This window comes from Kitasatospora sp. NPDC056651, from assembly GCF_042792155.1.
Lineage (GTDB): Bacteria > Actinomycetota > Actinomycetes > Streptomycetales > Streptomycetaceae > Kitasatospora.
This window is the reverse complement of the sequence record NZ_JBHTWX010000007.1, coordinates 23,159-38,545: the sequence shown is the minus strand read 5'-3', so window position 1 is coordinate 38,545 and position 15,387 is coordinate 23,159. Positions and strand designations below refer to the sequence as shown.

Annotated in this window: 13 protein-coding genes; 2 read left to right on the top strand and 11 right to left on the bottom strand. The window is 73.1% G+C overall.

All coding sequences use genetic code 11. The annotated features are described in order from the left end of the window. Positions 1 to 30 precede the first annotated feature (30 nt). Both ACFRAR_RS05235 and ACFRAR_RS05230 read right to left on the bottom strand, forming a co-directional pair. A complete protein-coding gene (locus tag ACFRAR_RS05235; protein ID WP_380694967.1) occupies positions 31 to 867 on the bottom strand; it encodes an ABC transporter permease in 837 nt (278 codons plus the stop codon). After that, complete coding sequence (locus ACFRAR_RS05230) at positions 864 to 1,775, bottom strand: ABC transporter ATP-binding protein (RefSeq protein WP_380694965.1); 912 nt, start codon at positions 1,773 to 1,775, stop codon at positions 864 to 866. Before ACFRAR_RS05230 ends, ACFRAR_RS05235 begins: the two co-directional genes overlap by 4 nt. Before the next feature lie 133 nt (positions 1,776 to 1,908). Between ACFRAR_RS05230 and ACFRAR_RS05225 the strand changes: the two genes are divergently transcribed. Both ACFRAR_RS05225 and ACFRAR_RS05220 read left to right on the top strand, forming a co-directional pair. Further along, positions 1,909 to 3,111, top strand: coding sequence for a sensor histidine kinase (locus ACFRAR_RS05225; protein ID WP_380694963.1), 1,203 nt, complete (start codon positions 1,909 to 1,911; stop codon positions 3,109 to 3,111). Continuing rightward, a complete protein-coding gene (locus ACFRAR_RS05220) occupies positions 3,108 to 3,797 on the top strand; it encodes a response regulator (RefSeq protein ID WP_380694961.1) in 690 nt (229 codons plus the stop codon). Before ACFRAR_RS05225 ends, ACFRAR_RS05220 begins: the two co-directional genes overlap by 4 nt. A 100-nt stretch (positions 3,798 to 3,897) precedes the next feature. Here ACFRAR_RS05220 and ACFRAR_RS05215 read toward each other — a convergent pair whose 3' ends face one another. From ACFRAR_RS05215 to ACFRAR_RS05175, 9 genes are all read right to left on the bottom strand, one after another. Beyond that, entirely contained in the window at positions 3,898 to 5,001 is a 1,104-nt protein-coding gene (locus ACFRAR_RS05215) for a hypothetical protein (protein WP_380694959.1), read from the bottom strand. Between the two features lie 425 nt (positions 5,002 to 5,426). Then, positions 5,427 to 6,125 carry a hypothetical protein gene (locus tag ACFRAR_RS05210; RefSeq protein WP_380694957.1) on the bottom strand — a complete coding sequence of 233 codons (699 nt, stop codon included), beginning with the start codon at positions 6,123 to 6,125 and terminating at the stop codon, positions 5,427 to 5,429. 196 nt (positions 6,126 to 6,321) lie between these two features. Beyond that, complete coding sequence (locus tag ACFRAR_RS05205; protein ID WP_380694955.1) at positions 6,322 to 7,341, bottom strand: N-acetylglucosamine kinase; 1,020 nt, start codon at positions 7,339 to 7,341, stop codon at positions 6,322 to 6,324. A gap of 172 nt (positions 7,342 to 7,513) precedes the next feature. Next, positions 7,514 to 8,794, bottom strand: a complete 1,281-nt coding sequence (locus tag ACFRAR_RS05200) for a 6-phospho-beta-glucosidase (RefSeq protein ID WP_380695113.1) — start codon at positions 8,792 to 8,794, stop codon at positions 7,514 to 7,516. Positions 8,795 to 8,802: 8 nt separating this feature from the next. Beyond that, positions 8,803 to 9,684: a carbohydrate ABC transporter permease gene (locus ACFRAR_RS05195; protein ID WP_380695111.1), complete on the bottom strand. Its 882-nt coding sequence runs from the start codon at positions 9,682 to 9,684 to the stop codon at positions 8,803 to 8,805. A 39-nt stretch (positions 9,685 to 9,723) separates the two neighbouring features. Continuing rightward, positions 9,724 to 10,740 carry a carbohydrate ABC transporter permease gene (locus ACFRAR_RS05190; RefSeq protein WP_380694953.1) on the bottom strand — a complete coding sequence of 339 codons (1,017 nt, stop codon included), beginning with the start codon at positions 10,738 to 10,740 and terminating at the stop codon, positions 9,724 to 9,726. A gap of 25 nt (positions 10,741 to 10,765) precedes the next feature. After that, entirely contained in the window at positions 10,766 to 12,121 is a 1,356-nt protein-coding gene (locus ACFRAR_RS05185) for an ABC transporter substrate-binding protein (RefSeq protein ID WP_380694951.1), read from the bottom strand. 183 nt (positions 12,122 to 12,304) lie between these two features. Beyond that, positions 12,305 to 13,495, bottom strand: a complete 1,191-nt coding sequence (locus ACFRAR_RS05180; RefSeq protein ID WP_380694949.1) for an ROK family protein — start codon at positions 13,493 to 13,495, stop codon at positions 12,305 to 12,307. Positions 13,496 to 13,742: 247 nt separating this feature from the next. Then, on the bottom strand, positions 13,743 to 14,921 hold the full coding sequence (locus ACFRAR_RS05175; RefSeq protein WP_380694947.1) for a mechanosensitive ion channel family protein: 1,179 nt from the start codon (positions 14,919 to 14,921) through the stop codon (positions 13,743 to 13,745). Between the last annotated feature and the right edge of the window lie 466 nt (positions 14,922 to 15,387).

Sequence of the window (15,387 nt, the reverse complement as noted above, 5' to 3'; positions counted from 1 at the left end):
GTGCGGCCGGGCCCGGGGCCGGGCCCGACGTCACACGTCCCGGCGCCGCACCGTGACCGCCGTCACGGCCACCGCGGCCGCCGCCCAGAGGCCCATGGTGATCCACGAGTCCAGCACGCTCGGCGCGTACTTCCCCATCGTGGTCGTGGAGTTGGGGTTGATGGTGAGCCGCGACACGGTGGCCGGCGGCAGGTGGGTGCCGATCTCCTTCAGCCACCGGTAGCGGTCGCCGCCGAACATCATCGGCAGGACGAACAGCAGCATCACCAGGGACACGATCGAGGCGGTGGCGTGCCGCAGCAGCGCTCCCAGGGCCATCCCGATCAGCGCGCAGACCGGCACGATCGCCGCGTAGCCGAGCACCGCGCGCAGGCAGCCGTCGTCGGCGAGGGAGAGCCCGACGTGCCGGGAAGCCAGCATCGCGTTGACGGCGAGGAAGGAGCCCGCCGACACCACGAGCCCGGCGAGCCCGGTGATCCCGCCGATCAGCAGCACCTTGGCCGCGATCACGCCCCGCCGGTCCGGGACGGCGGCGAAGGTGGCGCGGATCAGGCCGGTGGTGTACTCGCCGAACACGGTGATCGCGCCGAGGCTGCCGGCCGCGACCATCATCAGGTCGCCGGCGATGCTGCCGAGGCCGTGGAACAGCGGGTCGTACGCGTACGGGGGTCGGCCGGGCATCCGGGGCGGCGGGTGGTCGATGTACAGCAGGTCGGTGTGGACGGCGTTCACGTTGACGGCGATCGCCACCAGCGAGGCCAGCGCCAGCACCCAGTAGGTGGAGCGCAGTGAGCGCAGTTTGATCCACTCGGCGGCGAGCAGATCGAGGAACCGGGGGGCCGGCTCGGCGGGTTCGCGACGGTTCATCGGGCGTCTCCAGCGGGGTACTCGACACTGTCGGCGGTCAGGGACATGAACGCCGACTCCAGCGACGACGTCCGGGTGGCCAGTTCGTGCAGCACCACGCCGTGCCGCAGGGCGAGTTCGCCGATCCGCGCGGCGGGCAGTCCGGTGACGACCGCGAAGTCCGGACGGGAGCGCCGCACCTCGGCCCCATCCGCCCGCAACGCCGGTTCCAGCACGGCGAGTTCGGGAGTCCTCACGGCCACCGAGGAGACCGCGTCGCGGGCGGAGAACTCCGCGAGGCTCTCGTCGGCGATCAGCCGGCCGCGGCCGATCACCACCAGCCGGTCCGCGGTGTGCTCCATCTCCGCCATCATGTGGCTGGAGACGAACACCGTCCGCCCCTCGTCCGCGAGCCGCCGGAACAGTCCGCGCACCCAGAGCACCCCCTCCGGGTCCAGCCCGTTCAGCGGCTCGTCGAACAGCAGCACCGGCGGGTCGCCGAGCAGCGCGCCGGCGATGCCCAGACGCTGCTTCATGCCCAGCGAATAACCGCCGATCCGCCGCCCGGCGGCGTTGCCGAGGCCGACCTCCGCCAGCACCTCGTCCACCCGTCCGAGCGGAACGCGGTTGCTGCGGGCCAGCGCCGACAGGTGCGCCCGGGCGCTGCGCCCGCCGTGCACGTCCCCCGCGTCCAGCAGGGCGCCGACGTGCCGCAGGCCGCGCGGCCGGCTCGCGAAGGGCACGCCGGCCACGGTGGCGGTGCCCTCGGTGGGGGTGTCGAGGCCCAGGATCATCCGCAGGGTGGTGGACTTGCCGGCGCCGTTGGGGCCGAGGAAGCCGGTCACCGTGCCCGGCCGGACGGTGAAGCTCAGCCCGTCGACGGCCGTGGTGGCGCCGTACCGCTTGGTCAGTCGCTCGATCTCGATCACGGGGACAACGCTGCCGGGCGGGGCCCCCGCCGGGCATCGGGCGGCGGGCCACAGCCGGAGGCCGCCGCACCCGCCCCCGGGATTACGCCCCCGGGCCAATGCGCCGCCGGCCGGGACGCCCTAGCATCGCGTCATGATCATCGAACCCCGTCCGCCGCTGCTCAGGCGCCTGCCCGCGGGCGTGTGGGTGGGGGCGCTCTGGACGAGTCTGGTCGTCTTCCGCTTCTTCACGCGCGAGGACGAGCTGCGCCACCTGTTCGACTACCACGGCAACCCCGAGGACATGCCGCTGGTGGTCACCGCGGTGGTCACCACACTGGTCGCGGCCCTGCTGGTCCGGCTGCCGCTGGTGGCCATCGCGGTGGCGCTCGCGGGCGGCGTCTTCGCCCTCGGGATGTGGACCGTCCCGGAGACCGCGGGGCTCCAGTTCCTGATCGCCGACGGCGTGGTCGGCCACTGCGCGGCCACCCGCTCCCGCCGGGTCTCGCTGAGCGCCCTGGTGCTGCCGCTCGCCGCCCTCGCCGGGCTGCTGCTCTGGGGAGCCGTCAACGACTACCCCGTCAACCCGCTCGCCTACGCGGGCTTCGCCGCCACCGTGCTGATCGCCTGGCTGGTCGGCAACACCGTGCACCAGGGCCGCGCCCACGCCGAGGCGCTGCGCGGCCGGGCCTCCGAGCAGGCCATCACCGCCGAACGGCTGCGGATCGCCCGGGAGCTGCACGACATGGTGGCCCACAGCATCGGCATCATCGCGATCCAGGCCGGCATGGGCAGCCGGGTCATGGACACCCAGCCCGCCGAGACCCGCCGGGCCCTGGAGGCGATCGAGGCCACCAGCCGGGAGACCCTGGCCGGGCTGCGCCGGATGCTCGGCGCGCTGCGGCAGGGCGAAGGGGAGGCCGCGCCGCTCGAAGTGGCGGCGGGAGTCGGCGAGTTGGACCGACTGGTGGCGGGGGCGGCGGACGCCGGGGTCAGGGTGGCGCTCACCCGGCGCGGCGCGGCCCGTCCGCTGCCGGCCGAGGTGGACCTCGCCGCCTACCGGATCGTCCAGGAGGCGGTCACCAACGTGGTCAAGCACTCCGGCACCCGGGACTGCCACGTCACCGTCGAGTACGGAACCCGGGAGGTCGCCGTCACCGTGGCCGACCTGGGCGCCGGGACGCCCACCGGCGCCCCCGGCACCGGCTACGGCCTGGCCGGCATGCGCGAACGGGTCACCCTGCTGCACGGCGAGTTCAGCGCCGGGCCGCGCCCCGGGGGCGGCTTCCTGGTCGCCGCCCGGCTGCCGCTGCCGGAACCGGCCCCCGACGAACGACCCCTGGAGGTGGGCGCGTGATCCGCGTCCTGCTGGTCGACGACCAGCCGCTCATCCGCACCGGTCTGCGCGTGCTGATCGCCGACGCCCCCGACCTGGAGGTGGTCGGCGAGGCCGGAGACGGCGCCGAGGCCGTCGACCTGGCGGCCCGGCTGCGCCCCGACGTCGCGGTGATGGACATCCGGATGCGCCCCCAGCCCGGCGGCCGGAAGGCGCCCCCGGTCGCGGACGGCATCGAGGCCACCCGCCTGATCACCACCGACCCGGACCTGCCCACCCATGTCCTCGTCCTCACCACCTTCGACGACGACGACTACGTCTACGGCGCGCTGCGCGCCGGGGCGAGCGGCTTCCTGGTCAAGGACCTCGCCCTGGAGACCATCCTGGACGGCATCCGGGCGGTCGCCGCCGGGGACGCCCTGCTGGCCCCCGGCATCACCCGCCGGCTGATCGGCGAGTTCGTCGCCCGCCCGCAGGGGACGGCGGACCGGCCCCGCAGGCCCGTCGCCGAGGCCGTCACCGAACGCGAGCGCGAGGTGCTCACCCTGGTCGGCCGGGGCCTGTCCAACGCGGAGATCGCCGAGGAGCTCACCATCAGCGTGGCCACCGCCAAGGCCCACGTCGCCCGGCTGTTCACCAAGCTCGACGCCCGCGACCGGGTCCACCTGGTCATCCAGGCCTACGAGTTCGGGCTGGTCGCGCCGTAGCAGCGGACGACGCCGAAGCACCGGGGCGGGCCCACCCCGGCGCTTCGGCGCTTCGGCGCTTCGACGCGTCAGACCGTCAGACCGTCAGGTCATCAGGCCGTCAGTGGACGATCGCGTGCGAGATCTGGCACCCGCTGACACCGTTCGACCAGGTGCCCTGCATCGCGAACGTGCCCGTCGCGAACGCCACGTTCTGCGAGCCGCCCGTCCCGCCGACGCCGTTCCAGGAGCACTTGTCGGCGTTCTCGTAGCCGGTGGAGTCGGTCCAGCCGCCCGCCGGGTTCTGGTCGGTGATGGTCTCCGAGTACTCGTGGCCGTACACCATGGTCACGCCGTCCAGGGTGCCCGTGCTGCCGCTGTTGACGTAGTTCTGGCCGCAGGAGGAGCCCATGTCGGTCACGTACGGGTCGTTGGTGAACGCCACGTCACCGTACGGGGAGGGGGCGGCGCCGCCGGTCAGGGTGGTGTCGCCGTTGTAGTCGTGCCAGGCGCAGAAGCCGCCGTTGGGAGTGTTGAAGCCGTCCGGGTGGGTGCCGGTCGGCGACAGCACCACGTACTGCGCGTTGCGGTTGGCGGCGGCCGTGGTGTTGCCGAAGTGCCCGGCGGCCTTCACGGCCTCGGTGGCCAGCTGGTAGCCGCTGGCCTGGCTCGGCGCGGCGGCGGACTCGTCGACCCAGACGCCGGCCAGCGCGCCGCCGGTCGGGTAGCCGACGTGGGTGGAGCCGGTCGGGCAGCTGGTCGCGCCGGTGGCGACGCCCTCGCAGTACTGGGTCATGACGCCGGACCAGGTCTCGCTGTTGGTGCCGAGGCCCTTGAACAGCTGCTGCGTCCGGACCGCCTCGCCCTTCGGGTCGCCGGAGAGCGTGGTGTAGCCGGCCGAGTTGGTGCCCTGGGTGCCCCACTGGGTGCCCCAGAAGATCAGGTAGACCTTCGGCGCGCCGGTGGTGACGCCGATGCCGTCCACGCCGCCGCCGTAGCTCAGGTTGTTGGTCGCCGCCTTGGCCGCCTGGCCGGCGTTCTCCTTGGTCGGGTGCACGCCGTGCCGGTACGGGTGGGGCTGCCCGGCGAACTCGCCGGCCGGCCGGTCGTCCTGGGCCGCCTGGGCGGCCGGGGCGGCGGCGAAGCCGGCGGCGGCCAGCGCCAGGGCGCTGAGCCCGGTCAGGGCGCGCAGCCGCATCCGGCGGGAGGTGGGGGAGATGCCCATCGTGAGGGTTCCTCTCTGGTGCCGAACGGGCCGGGGTGCGGCGCGACGGCACGGTGGGGGACGAAGGGGGACGTGCGGCGACGGCAACGCGGAGGAACTGACCACCCGTCGTGGACGGTCAGTGGTGTGGGGATGGGATGCCGGTTACCGCCGACGGCCGGAAGCAAAGCAGAGTTGTCGAAACAGGGTCAACGACGGAGAAGGTAAGACCAGCCCCAACGAAGGCCCCAGTGGACGTAGTGAACGTCAAAAGGTCGCAGCTGGAGCGTGGTTGACGCGCGTAGCGCAGCCGAATGCCAACAGTTGAGAGGCGCTTCTACACCGTATGCACCGGGCCGGGCCCCCACATGGCGGTGAACCCGCAGGTCAGGGGCGCTCGACCAGGGGCTCAGGGGCTCAGGGGCTCAGGGCCCTGGACCGCGGGCTCAGGGGCCCTCGACCTCGGCGATGCGCATGATCCGGCCGTGGGAGTCCAGCACCACGTCGTAGGTGTTGCCGTGGCAGGCGTCCGGTCCACCCGGGTCGCGCTCGGCGAGGCACTCGTCGAGGTGGTCGATCAGCTCGCCGAGGGGGACCTCCGGCCCGCCGTCGGCCAGGGCGGCCGTCACGCCCGCCGCCGCGAAGCCGTAGTGGACCGGGCTGCCGGTCGGCTCGTAGCGGCCGGGGCCGCAGCTGAAGCGGGCGGGCTGGGCGGTGAGTTCGGCCGGGCCGGCGGTGACGACGACGAGGACCTCGTGGCCGGGCCGCGCGGTGGGCGAGGCGCAACCGGGTGCGGCGGAGGGGAGCGCGGGGGAGGGGAGCGCGGGGGAGGGGAGCGCGGCGGAGGGGAGCACCGGGGAGGGGAGCGCGGCGGAGCTCATGGACGGGTCGGCCGCGGCGGAGTAGGACTCCTCGCCCCCGCCGCCGACCTCGCCCTCGTCCTCGAACAGCGCGTCATCGTCGTCCAGCAGGTCGTCCGCGCCCTCGTCGGCCCGGGCGGCGGCGGAGGCTGCGGCCACCGTCGAGCCGGAGTCGGAGGGCGTGCAACCAGTGAGGACGGCGGCGCTGCCGCAGGCCAACAGGGCGGCGGCGAGCAGGAGTCGGGGCGTGGCCATGGAGCGGGTCTTCCGGGCGGCATCGGACATCGGTCACCGCCTGACACGACAGAGGCACGGTCCGCGGTTCCCGAACCCGCCCGCCCGATACTCGCCCGCTTGACGTTCCTCCGCTTGACGTTCCTCCGCTGGACGGCCGTCCGCTCGATGACCTCCCGCGGGCCGGGGGCTCCCTCCCCCGGCGGGCGTCCGGGACCGACGGGGGAGGGAGGTCAGTGGGCGGCCGTCAGGCGGCCGCCTGACGGCTCGCCTCGTACGCCTCGCGCAGCCGGGCCTGCGCCGGGGTGCCCGCCGCCAGGTGGTCGAGCCCGAGCAGCGCCGCGCCCAGGACCGGCGGCGCGACGACGACGCGAGGCTCGGCCAGCGGCGCGGCCTCGGCCAGCCGGGCCGTCACGTTGTCCAGCAGCAGCGGCTGCCGGGAGGCGAGCACGCCGCCGCCCAGCACCACCGGGGTCGGGGTGTCCAGCAGCTCCAGGCGTCCGAGCGCCACCACCGCGAGCCGGACGATCTCGTCGGCCTGGCGGTCGATCAGTTCCAGCGCCACCGCGTCGCCCTCGCGGGCGACCGCGAACAGCACCCGCACGATCTCGTGCAGCCGCGTGCCCGGCAGGTGCCCGAGGTGGACGGCCTCGGCGACGGCGCCGGCGGTGGGCAGGCCGAAGTGCTCGGCGATGGCTCCCGCCAGCCCGGTCGGCCCGCCGCGCCCGTCCTCCGCCCGGACGGCGTGCCACATGCTGCTGGCGGCCAGGCCCGCGCCGCCGCCCCAGTCGCCGGTGAGCTGGCCGAGGGCGGGGAAGCGGGCGGTGCGGCCGTCCGGCAGCAGGCCGACGCAGTTGATCCCGGCGCCGCAGACCACCGCGACCCCGCGCGGGCCGTCGGTGCCGGCCCGCAGCAGGCCGAAGGTGTCGTTGGCCACCGTGCTGGCGACCCCCCACGGGTGGGACTCCAGGGCCGCGCGCAGCGCCTCCTCCTCGACCGGCAGGTCGGCGTTGGCCAGGCAGGCGCTCACGTGGCTGGTGAGCACCCCGCTCCAGTCCCGGTGGCCGGCCGCCGCGGCGGCCTGCTCGACCAGCGGGGCGAGGCCGGCCACCGCCGCCGCGCCGCCGATCCGGTGCGGCTCGAAGCCGCCGCCGCGGGCGCTGCCGAGGATGCTGCCGTCGGCGCCGATCAGGGCGACGTCGGTCTTGGAGTTCCCCGCGTCGATGGCGAGGACGCCGGGCAGGAGTGGTTCGGGCTGGTGGGTCATCAGGTCCCCGCGCTCGTACGTGGCCCGGTCCGTGGTCGTCGGCCGGGTGCCCGGCCGTGGTCCCGGCCGGGGAGCCCGGCCGGAGGATGCCCGGGCCGGGGGTGGACGGTCTCCTCGCGGTGCCCGCCCGGCCACCTCCTCGGAGGGCCGGGCGGGCACGGAGCGGGCCGGATCAGGCCCAGGCGAGGTGCTCGCGGTTGTGGGCGAGCAGCCGGTCCGTGAGCTGGTCGGCGAGCTCGATCTGGCCGACCAGCGGGTGGGCGAGCAGGGCGTCGAAGACCCGGTCGCGGCCGCCGTGCAGGGCGGCGTCGAGGGCGAGGTGCTCGTACGCGGTGACGGCGGCGATCAGCCCCGCGTACAGCGGCTCGACGGGCCGCTGCGGCAGCGGGCGCACGCCCCGGGCGTCCACCTCGGCCGGGACCTCGATCACGGCGTCGTCCGGCAGGAACGGCAGCACGCCGTCGTTGCGGGTGTTGACCACCTGCACCGAGGTGCCGCCGCCGGTGCCGAGCAGTGCGGCGATCAGCTGGACGGCCGCCTCCGAGTAGAAGGCGCCGCCGCGCTTGCCGAGCAGCTCGGGCTTGGTGTCCAGGGCCGGGTCGGCGTACATCTCCAGCAGCTGCCGCTCGATCTCGGCCACCTGCGCGGCCCGCGAGCCCTGCTCCCGCAGCTCCGCGACCACCGCGTCGTGCTGGTAGAAGTACCGCAGGTAGTAGGACGGCACCACGCCGAGCCGCTGGATGACGGGCTGCGGCAGGTGCAGGTCCTCGGCGATCTCCTTGCCGTACGAGGAGAGCAGCTCCGGCAGCACCTCGCGCCCGCCGGCCGCGCCCGGGGCGTCCAGCAGGGTCACCCCGCGCTCCCAGGTCAGGTGGTTGAGCCCGACGTGGTCGAGCCGGATCAGCTCCGGGTCCACGCCCAGGTGCGCGGCGAACTTGCGCTGGAAGCCGATCGCGACGTTGCACAGCCCGACCGCCTTGTGACCGGCCGTCCGCAGGGCCCGGGTGACGATGCCGACCGGGTTGGTGAAGTCCACGATCCAGGCGTCCGGGTTGGTCCGGCGCACCTGCTCGGCGATGTCCAGCACCACCGGGACGGTGCGCAGCGCCTTGGCGAGCCCGCCGGCGCCGGTGGTCTCCTGCCCGACGCAGCCGCACTCCAGCGGCCAGGTCTCGTCCTGGTTGCGGGCCGCCTGCCCGCCGACGCGCAGCTGGAGCAGCACCGCGTCGGCGTCCGCGACGCCCGCCACCAGGTCGGTGGTCGTGGTGACGACCGCGGAGTGGCCCTGCCTGGCGAAGATCCGCCGGGCGAGGCCGCCGATCAGCTCCAGGCGCTCGGCGGCCGGGTCGATCAGCACCAGCTCGCCGACCGGCAGGGTGTCGCGCAGCCGGGCGAAGCCGTCGATCAGCTCCGGGGTGTACGTCGAACCGCCGCCGACGATTGCCAACTTCAGTGCGGACATCAGCCCTTGACCCCTGTCAGTGTCACGCCTTCGATGAAGGCCTTCTGAGCGAAGAAGAAGAGGACGATCACCGGCGCCATCACCAGCAGGGTGGCGGCCATGGTGAGGTTCCAGTTGGTGTGGTGGGCGGCCTTGAAGGACTCCAGGCCGTAACTGAGCGTCCAGGAGTCGTGGTTGCTGCTGGCGTAGATCTGCGGGCCGAAGTAGTCGTTCCAGCAGTAGAAGAACTGGAACAGCGCGACGGCGGCGATGGCCGGCTTGGCCATCGGCAGCACCACCCGCAGCAGGGTGCGCAGGTCGCCGCAGCCGTCGAGCCGGGCGGCCTCGATGTACTCCTTGGGGATGGTCATCAGGAACTGGCGCAGCAGGAAGATGGTGAACGCGTCGCCGAAGGCCATCGGGATGATCAGCGGCCAGAGCGAGCTGCTCAGGCCCATCTGCTTGGACCAGAAGAGGTACATCGGGATGACGGTGACCTGCGGCGGCAGCATCATCATCGCGATGACCGCCATCAGCGCCAGGTTGCGGCCGCGGAAGCGGAACTTGGCGAGCGCGTAGGCCACCGGCAGGCTGGAGACCACGGTCAGCACCGTGCCGAGCACGGCGTACATCAGGGTGTTGCGCCACCAGGTGAGGAAGCCGGGGGTGTCCCAGACCTTGGCGTAGTTGCCCCAGTTCCAGTCGGTCGGCCAGTAGTCGGTGGTGAGCGCCTGCTGGTCCGACATCACCGAGGTGAGGAAGACGAACACGAAGGGCAGCAGGAAGAACAGCGCGGCGGCGATGGCCAGCGCGTGCACGGCCACCCAGTTGAGCGCCGCGTGGCGCCGGGCGGCCCGGGCGGCGGGGCCGCTGCCGGAGGTGCGGGCCGGAGCCTTGGTCATGGTGGAGCCGAGAGTCATGTCGGAGTCCTCATCCGTCCGCTAGTCGTCGCTCGCCATGAAGCCGGACCGGCGGCGGAGCAGGATCGAGGTGACGGCCATCGAGATGGCGAACAGCACCACGGCGACGACGCAGGCCGCGCCGTAGTTGTAGCCCTGGAAGCCGAGCTTGTAGACCAGCTGCGGCAGGGTCCAGGTGGAGCCGTTCGGGTAGCCGGGGTCGAACTGCTGGCCGGAGCCGCCCGCGATGCCGCTGGCGACCTTCCCGGCGACGATCGCCTGGGTGTAGTACTGCATGGTCTGGATCACCCCGGTGACCACCGCGAACATGATGATCGGCGAGATGTTCGGCAGCGTGACGTACCAGAACCGCTGGAACGGGCCGGCGCCGTCCAGTTCGGCCGCCTCGTACTGCTCCTTGGGGACGTCCAGCAGCGAGGCCATGAAGATGACCATCAGGTCGCCGACCCCCCACATGGCGAGCAGGGTGAGCGCGGGCTTGGACCAGTCCTCGGAGGCGAACCAGCCGGGCTGCGGCAGGCCGAGCTCGCCGAGCAGGTGGTTGACCGGGCCGGTGCCGGGGTTGAACAGGAAGGCGAAGGCGACGGTCGCGGCCACCGGCGGGGCCAGGTACGGCAGGTAGAAGGCGGTCCGGAAGAAGCCGGCGCCGGTCTTCACCTTGGTGATCAGCATCCCGACGCCCAGGCCGAAGGCGACCCGCAGGCTCACCATGACGACGACCAGCCACAGGGTGTTGCGCAGGCCCTGCCAGAAGAACGGCAGGTTGTTGAGGACGTAGTCCCAGTTCTTCAGGCCGGCGAAGGTCGGGGTGCCGAAGCCGTTGTAGGAGGTGAAGGAGAAGTAGACGGTGGAGATCAGCGGGTAGGCGAAGAAGACGCAGAACCCGATCAGCCAGGGGGAGAGGAAGGCGAGGGTGCGGGCCGCCTCCCGGCGGCGCCTCCGGCGCAGCAGGTGCTGCGTGGAGGGCGCCGCCGGGCCGGTCGGTCCCGTGCCGGCCTGGTCGCCGTTGCCCTTGCGGGTGCCGAACGCGAGTGACATGGGAGCTCCGTGGACCGTTCCCGGGCTACTTGGCCTGGGCGATGTCGGTGTCGATCTGCTTGGCCGTGGCGGCCAGGCCCGCGGCCAGGTCGCTCTGCTTGCCGGCCTCGTAGTCGTAGCCGAGGTTCTGCAGGGTGGAGATGTAGCTGCCGCCGTTGACGGCCGCCGGGGTGGTGCTGGAGTGGGTGTTCTTGGCGACGTCCAGGAAGGTCTTGAAGTTGGCGTCGCTGACCAGCTTCGGCGAGTTGAGCGCGTCGAAGGTGCTCGGCACGTTGTGGATCGCGTTGGCGAAGCTGACCAGCGCGTCGGTGTCCGTGGTCAGGTACTTGACGAACTCCCAGGCCGCGGCCTGCTTCTTGCTGGTGCTGGCGATGCCGACGATGGTGCCGGTCTGGTAGCCGCGGCCGTAGGTGTCGGCCTGGTCGTCCGGGACGGGGAAGGGGGCGGTGGCCCAGTCGATGTCGGGCTTGTCCTTGGCGAGCGAGGCGGTGCGCCACTCGCCGTCCAGGATCATCGCGACCTGCCCGGTGTTGAAGGGGTTCTTGGCGCTGAATTCCTCGCCGAAGGTCGCGCGGTACTTCTCCAGCTTGGTGTAGCCGCCGAGCTGGTCGACCAGGCCCTTCTGCCAGGTGAACATCGAGGCGACCTTCGGGTCGGTGGCGACGTTCGACTTGCCGTCGGAGCCGAAGTAGCTCGCGCCGTACTGGCCGAGGAAGTGCTCGCTGGTGTTCTCGTAGCCGTGGAACAGCGGCATGTAGCCGAGCTGCTTGTACGAGTCGCCGTCGGCGACGGTCAGCTTGGCGGCGGCGTCGGCGAACTCGCTGAAGGTCTTCGGCGGGGCGGAGATGCCGGCGGCGGCGAAGGCCTTCTTGTTGTAGAACAGGCCGTAGGCGTCGCCGAGCAGCGGCAGCGAGCACTGGTTGCCCTGGAACTGGGTGTAGTCGAGCATCGTCGCCGGGAACGTCTTGGCCGGGTCGATGCCGCTCTTCTGGAGCATCGGCTTGAGGTCGACGAAGGCCTTGGTCGAGCAGAACATGCCGACGTTGTTGGTGGTGAAGGAGGACACCACGTCCGGCGCGTCCGCGCCGCCGGCCCGCAGGGCCTGGTTGACCTTGTCGTCCGAGAGGCTGTCCACGGCCTTGACGTGGATGTTGGGGTGGCTCTTCTCGAACGCGGCGATGTTGTCGTTGATCGCCTTGGTCTCGTTGTCCTGGCTCCAGCCGTGCCAGAAGGTGATGGTGACGTCCTTGCCGCTGGCCGAGTCGTCGTTGCCGCCCGATTCGCTGGAGCCGGTGCAGGCGGAGGCGAGCAGGGCCAGGACGGCGCTGCCGGCGAGGGCGGCGACGGTACGGCGGCCTCTGCGGGAGGTGGTGGCGTGCACTTCGGGGTCCTCCTGGGGGTGCGCGGGCAGGCCTCATTGCCTCGGATCCCGCGATCGGGGGTTGGGGGAGAGGTGGGTGCAGGTGGAGCCAGGTGACAGGGGGAGCGTCGGTGGGCGGAAGCGGAAGCGGGCGGAGCGTCATCGGGCGGAGTGGAGGTGGGCGGAGCGTCGTCGGACGGAGCGTCAGTGGGTGGAGAAGACCGCCTCGCGGGCGTCGGACAGGGCACGTTGCAGGGCGCCGAGCAGGACGGGCGAGCCGGGCAGGGCGCTGCTGCGCACCTCCGGCCGGGCGATCGAGACCCGCGCCAACTCGTCCTCGACCAGCGCGCGCAGGCGCTCGCCGCCCGCCGTCGGCACCACGCCGGAGAGGACCACCAGCTGGGGGTCGACGACGGCGACGATCACCGCCAGCCCGACGGCGAGCCGCCCGGCCAGCTCGGCGAGGAAGGCGTCGCCCGCGCCCGGGGTGGCCAGCGCCCTGGCGATGGACTCCTGCGCGGTGGCCGCGCCGAGCCCGTGCTCCCGGGCCAGGACCCGGACGGCGGGCGTGCCGACCAGGGCCTGGAAGCCGCCGAACTTGCGGCGGCGGGCGTCGAACTCGACCGGGGAGTCGGGCAGCGGCATGTAGCCGACCTCCCCGGCGCCGCCGGTGAAGCCGCGGTGCAGCCGCCCGGCGATCACGATCGCCGCGCCGACCCCCGCCCCGGCCCAGAGCAGGACGAAGTCCTCGAAGCCGGCCGCGGCGCCGGAGGAGCGCTCGGCGACGGCGGCCAGGTTCACGTCGTTCTCGATCGACACCGGCGCGCCGATCGCCTCGGTCAACTCCTCGACCAGCCGCGGCGAGTGCCAGCCCGGCAGGTGGGAGGCGTAGCGCAGCTTGCCGGTGACCGGGTCGGGGGCGCCGCCGAGCCCGATCGTGGCGGTGCGCAGGCCGCCCGCGGGGATCCCGGCGGCCCGGACCGCCTCGGCCACCGCGGCGGCCACGGCGGGGACGGTCCCGGCGGCCGGCACGCCCTTGGTCGGCACGGCGTGCTCGGCCAGCGTGGTGCCGGTGATGTCGGCGATCGCGACCCGGATCTCGCTGTTGGTGACATCCAGCCCGGCGACGTACCCGGCGGCCGGATTCACCTGGTACAGCTGGGCGTTGGGCCCGGGGCCGCCCGCCGTGGTGCCGACCGGCAGGACCAGCCCGGCCGCCTCCAGCCGAGCCAGCAGCTGGGAGGCGGTGGGCTTGGACAGCCCGGTGAGGGAGCCGATCTGGGTGCGCGAGAGCGGCCCGTTCTCCAGCAGCAGTTCGAGGGCGGCGCGGTCGTTGATGGCGCGCAGCAGGCTGGGGGTGCCGGCGAGGGGGGCCTTGGCGGTGCTCTTGGTCATGCCCGGAATCCTCCTCTTTCGGCTGGTCGGGCGAACTGTCGGGTAAGGGCGGGAAGGGCCCTGAGGAACTGTTAGGAAACTTTCCAGTCGCTTGGGAAGGACCGTAAGGGCCGCCTCAGCGGGGTGTCAATGGCCGGTGGAGCGGAGGATGCCGAAGCGTTACCGGACAGCACGAAGCCCCGCCCCCACCGTCGGAACCCGAGGTGGTGGGAGCGGGGCTTTCGTCCGTGTCCGTACGGCCGGGGGCCTACGGCTTCGCCGCGTCGTCCGGGCCCTTGGCCGCCGGGATCGGCTCGGTCGCCCGGTAGCGCGGCGAGGCCGGGTCGGCCAGGGCGGAAGGCGCGGCCTGCTCGGCGGCCGGCGCCGGCGAGGGGGCGATCACCACGCCGGTCGCCGCGGCGGCGGGTGCCACCGGGGCCTCCTCCTTGACCCGGATCCCGGCCTGGTCGAAGGCCGCCTTCAGCCGCTGGCGCAGCGCCCGCGACACGGCGGCCGCCTTGCCGGGCGCGGTCCGGGCCTCGACCCGCAGCACCACCGACTCCGGGGCGACCGACTCCACGCCCAGGATCGACACCGGCGCCCAGATCAGCTCGTCGTACGGCGCCTCCTTGGCCATCTCCTCGGCCGTCGCCAGGATCAGGTCCTCGACCCGGGCCAGGTCCTCCTTGTACCCGACCTGCACGTCCACCGAGGCGGTCGCCCAGCCCTGGCTCATGTTGGCGATCCGCTTCACCTCGCCGTTGCGGATGTACCAGATCTCGCCGTTCGCGCCGCGCAGCTTGGTCACCCGCAGGCCGACCTCCAGCACCGTGCCGCTGGCCACCCCGGTGTCGATCTCGTCGCCGACGCCGTACTGGTCCTCCATGATCATGAAGACCCCGGAGAGGAAGTCGGTGACCAGGTTGCGGGCGCCGAAACCGATCGCCACACCGGCCACACCGGCGCTCGCCAGCAGCGGCGCCAGGTTCACCCCCAGCGCGGCCAGCACCATCAGCGCCGCCGTGCCCAGGATGGTGAACGAGGCCACGCTGCGCAGCACCGAGCCGATCGCCTCCGAGCGCTGCTGGCGCCGCTCGGTGTTCACCACTCCGGTGTTGGCCAGCAGGCCGCCCAGTCGGCTCTCCTCCTGGGTCTCCGAGCCGCGCGCCATCCGCCCGACCAGCTGGGTGATGAGCTTGCGCACCACCGCCCGCAGCACCAGGGCCAGCACGATGATGAAGACGATCCGCAGCCCGCCAGCCAGCCAGCCCTGCCAGTGGGTGTCGAACCAGCTGGCGGCCTGCCGGGTGGTGTCCGAGACCTCCTGCGCGCTGGTCGGTATCCGCAGGTCGAGTTCCGGCAACTGCGCGGTCGGGCTCGGGGCCGGTGTCGGGTTGGCGAGCGTCAGGGACGCGTCGGACGGGCCGGTGGCACCGGAGCTGAACACGTGCGGACCTTCCTGGCTGGGTGTGTGTCGGGCCCGCACCGCCGGCAAGCGGCCCGCGGACCGTGCGCTCCAGCCTATCCGCCCCCGGGTACCGACCGGGACACGCCGGGAGGGCGTACGGATCCCCCCGGACGCCCCGTCAACGCACCCGCACGCTCCCCCCTGGGTGGGGTTCCGGGGAGGCCCCGGCCGGTCCGGCACTGCTCCGGACGGCCGAACCGCGCCCCCGGAGGACCACCCGGCACGGCCGCCCGGGGCGGGCCGCACGGCCACCCGGGTGCAACCCGACCGCCCCCCGGGCATACCGGCTATGACGGAGACCACACCCGGAGTTCACCCCGGGTCCGTTACACAGGAGTGGTGGCGCCGTACAAAGGCGTAAGGCGACACTGGGGGAGATCGCGCACGAGTGGTGCGATCCCACCGCTCGTCCCGGCGCGAGCCACGCGCCGCAGGCGTCCAAGGA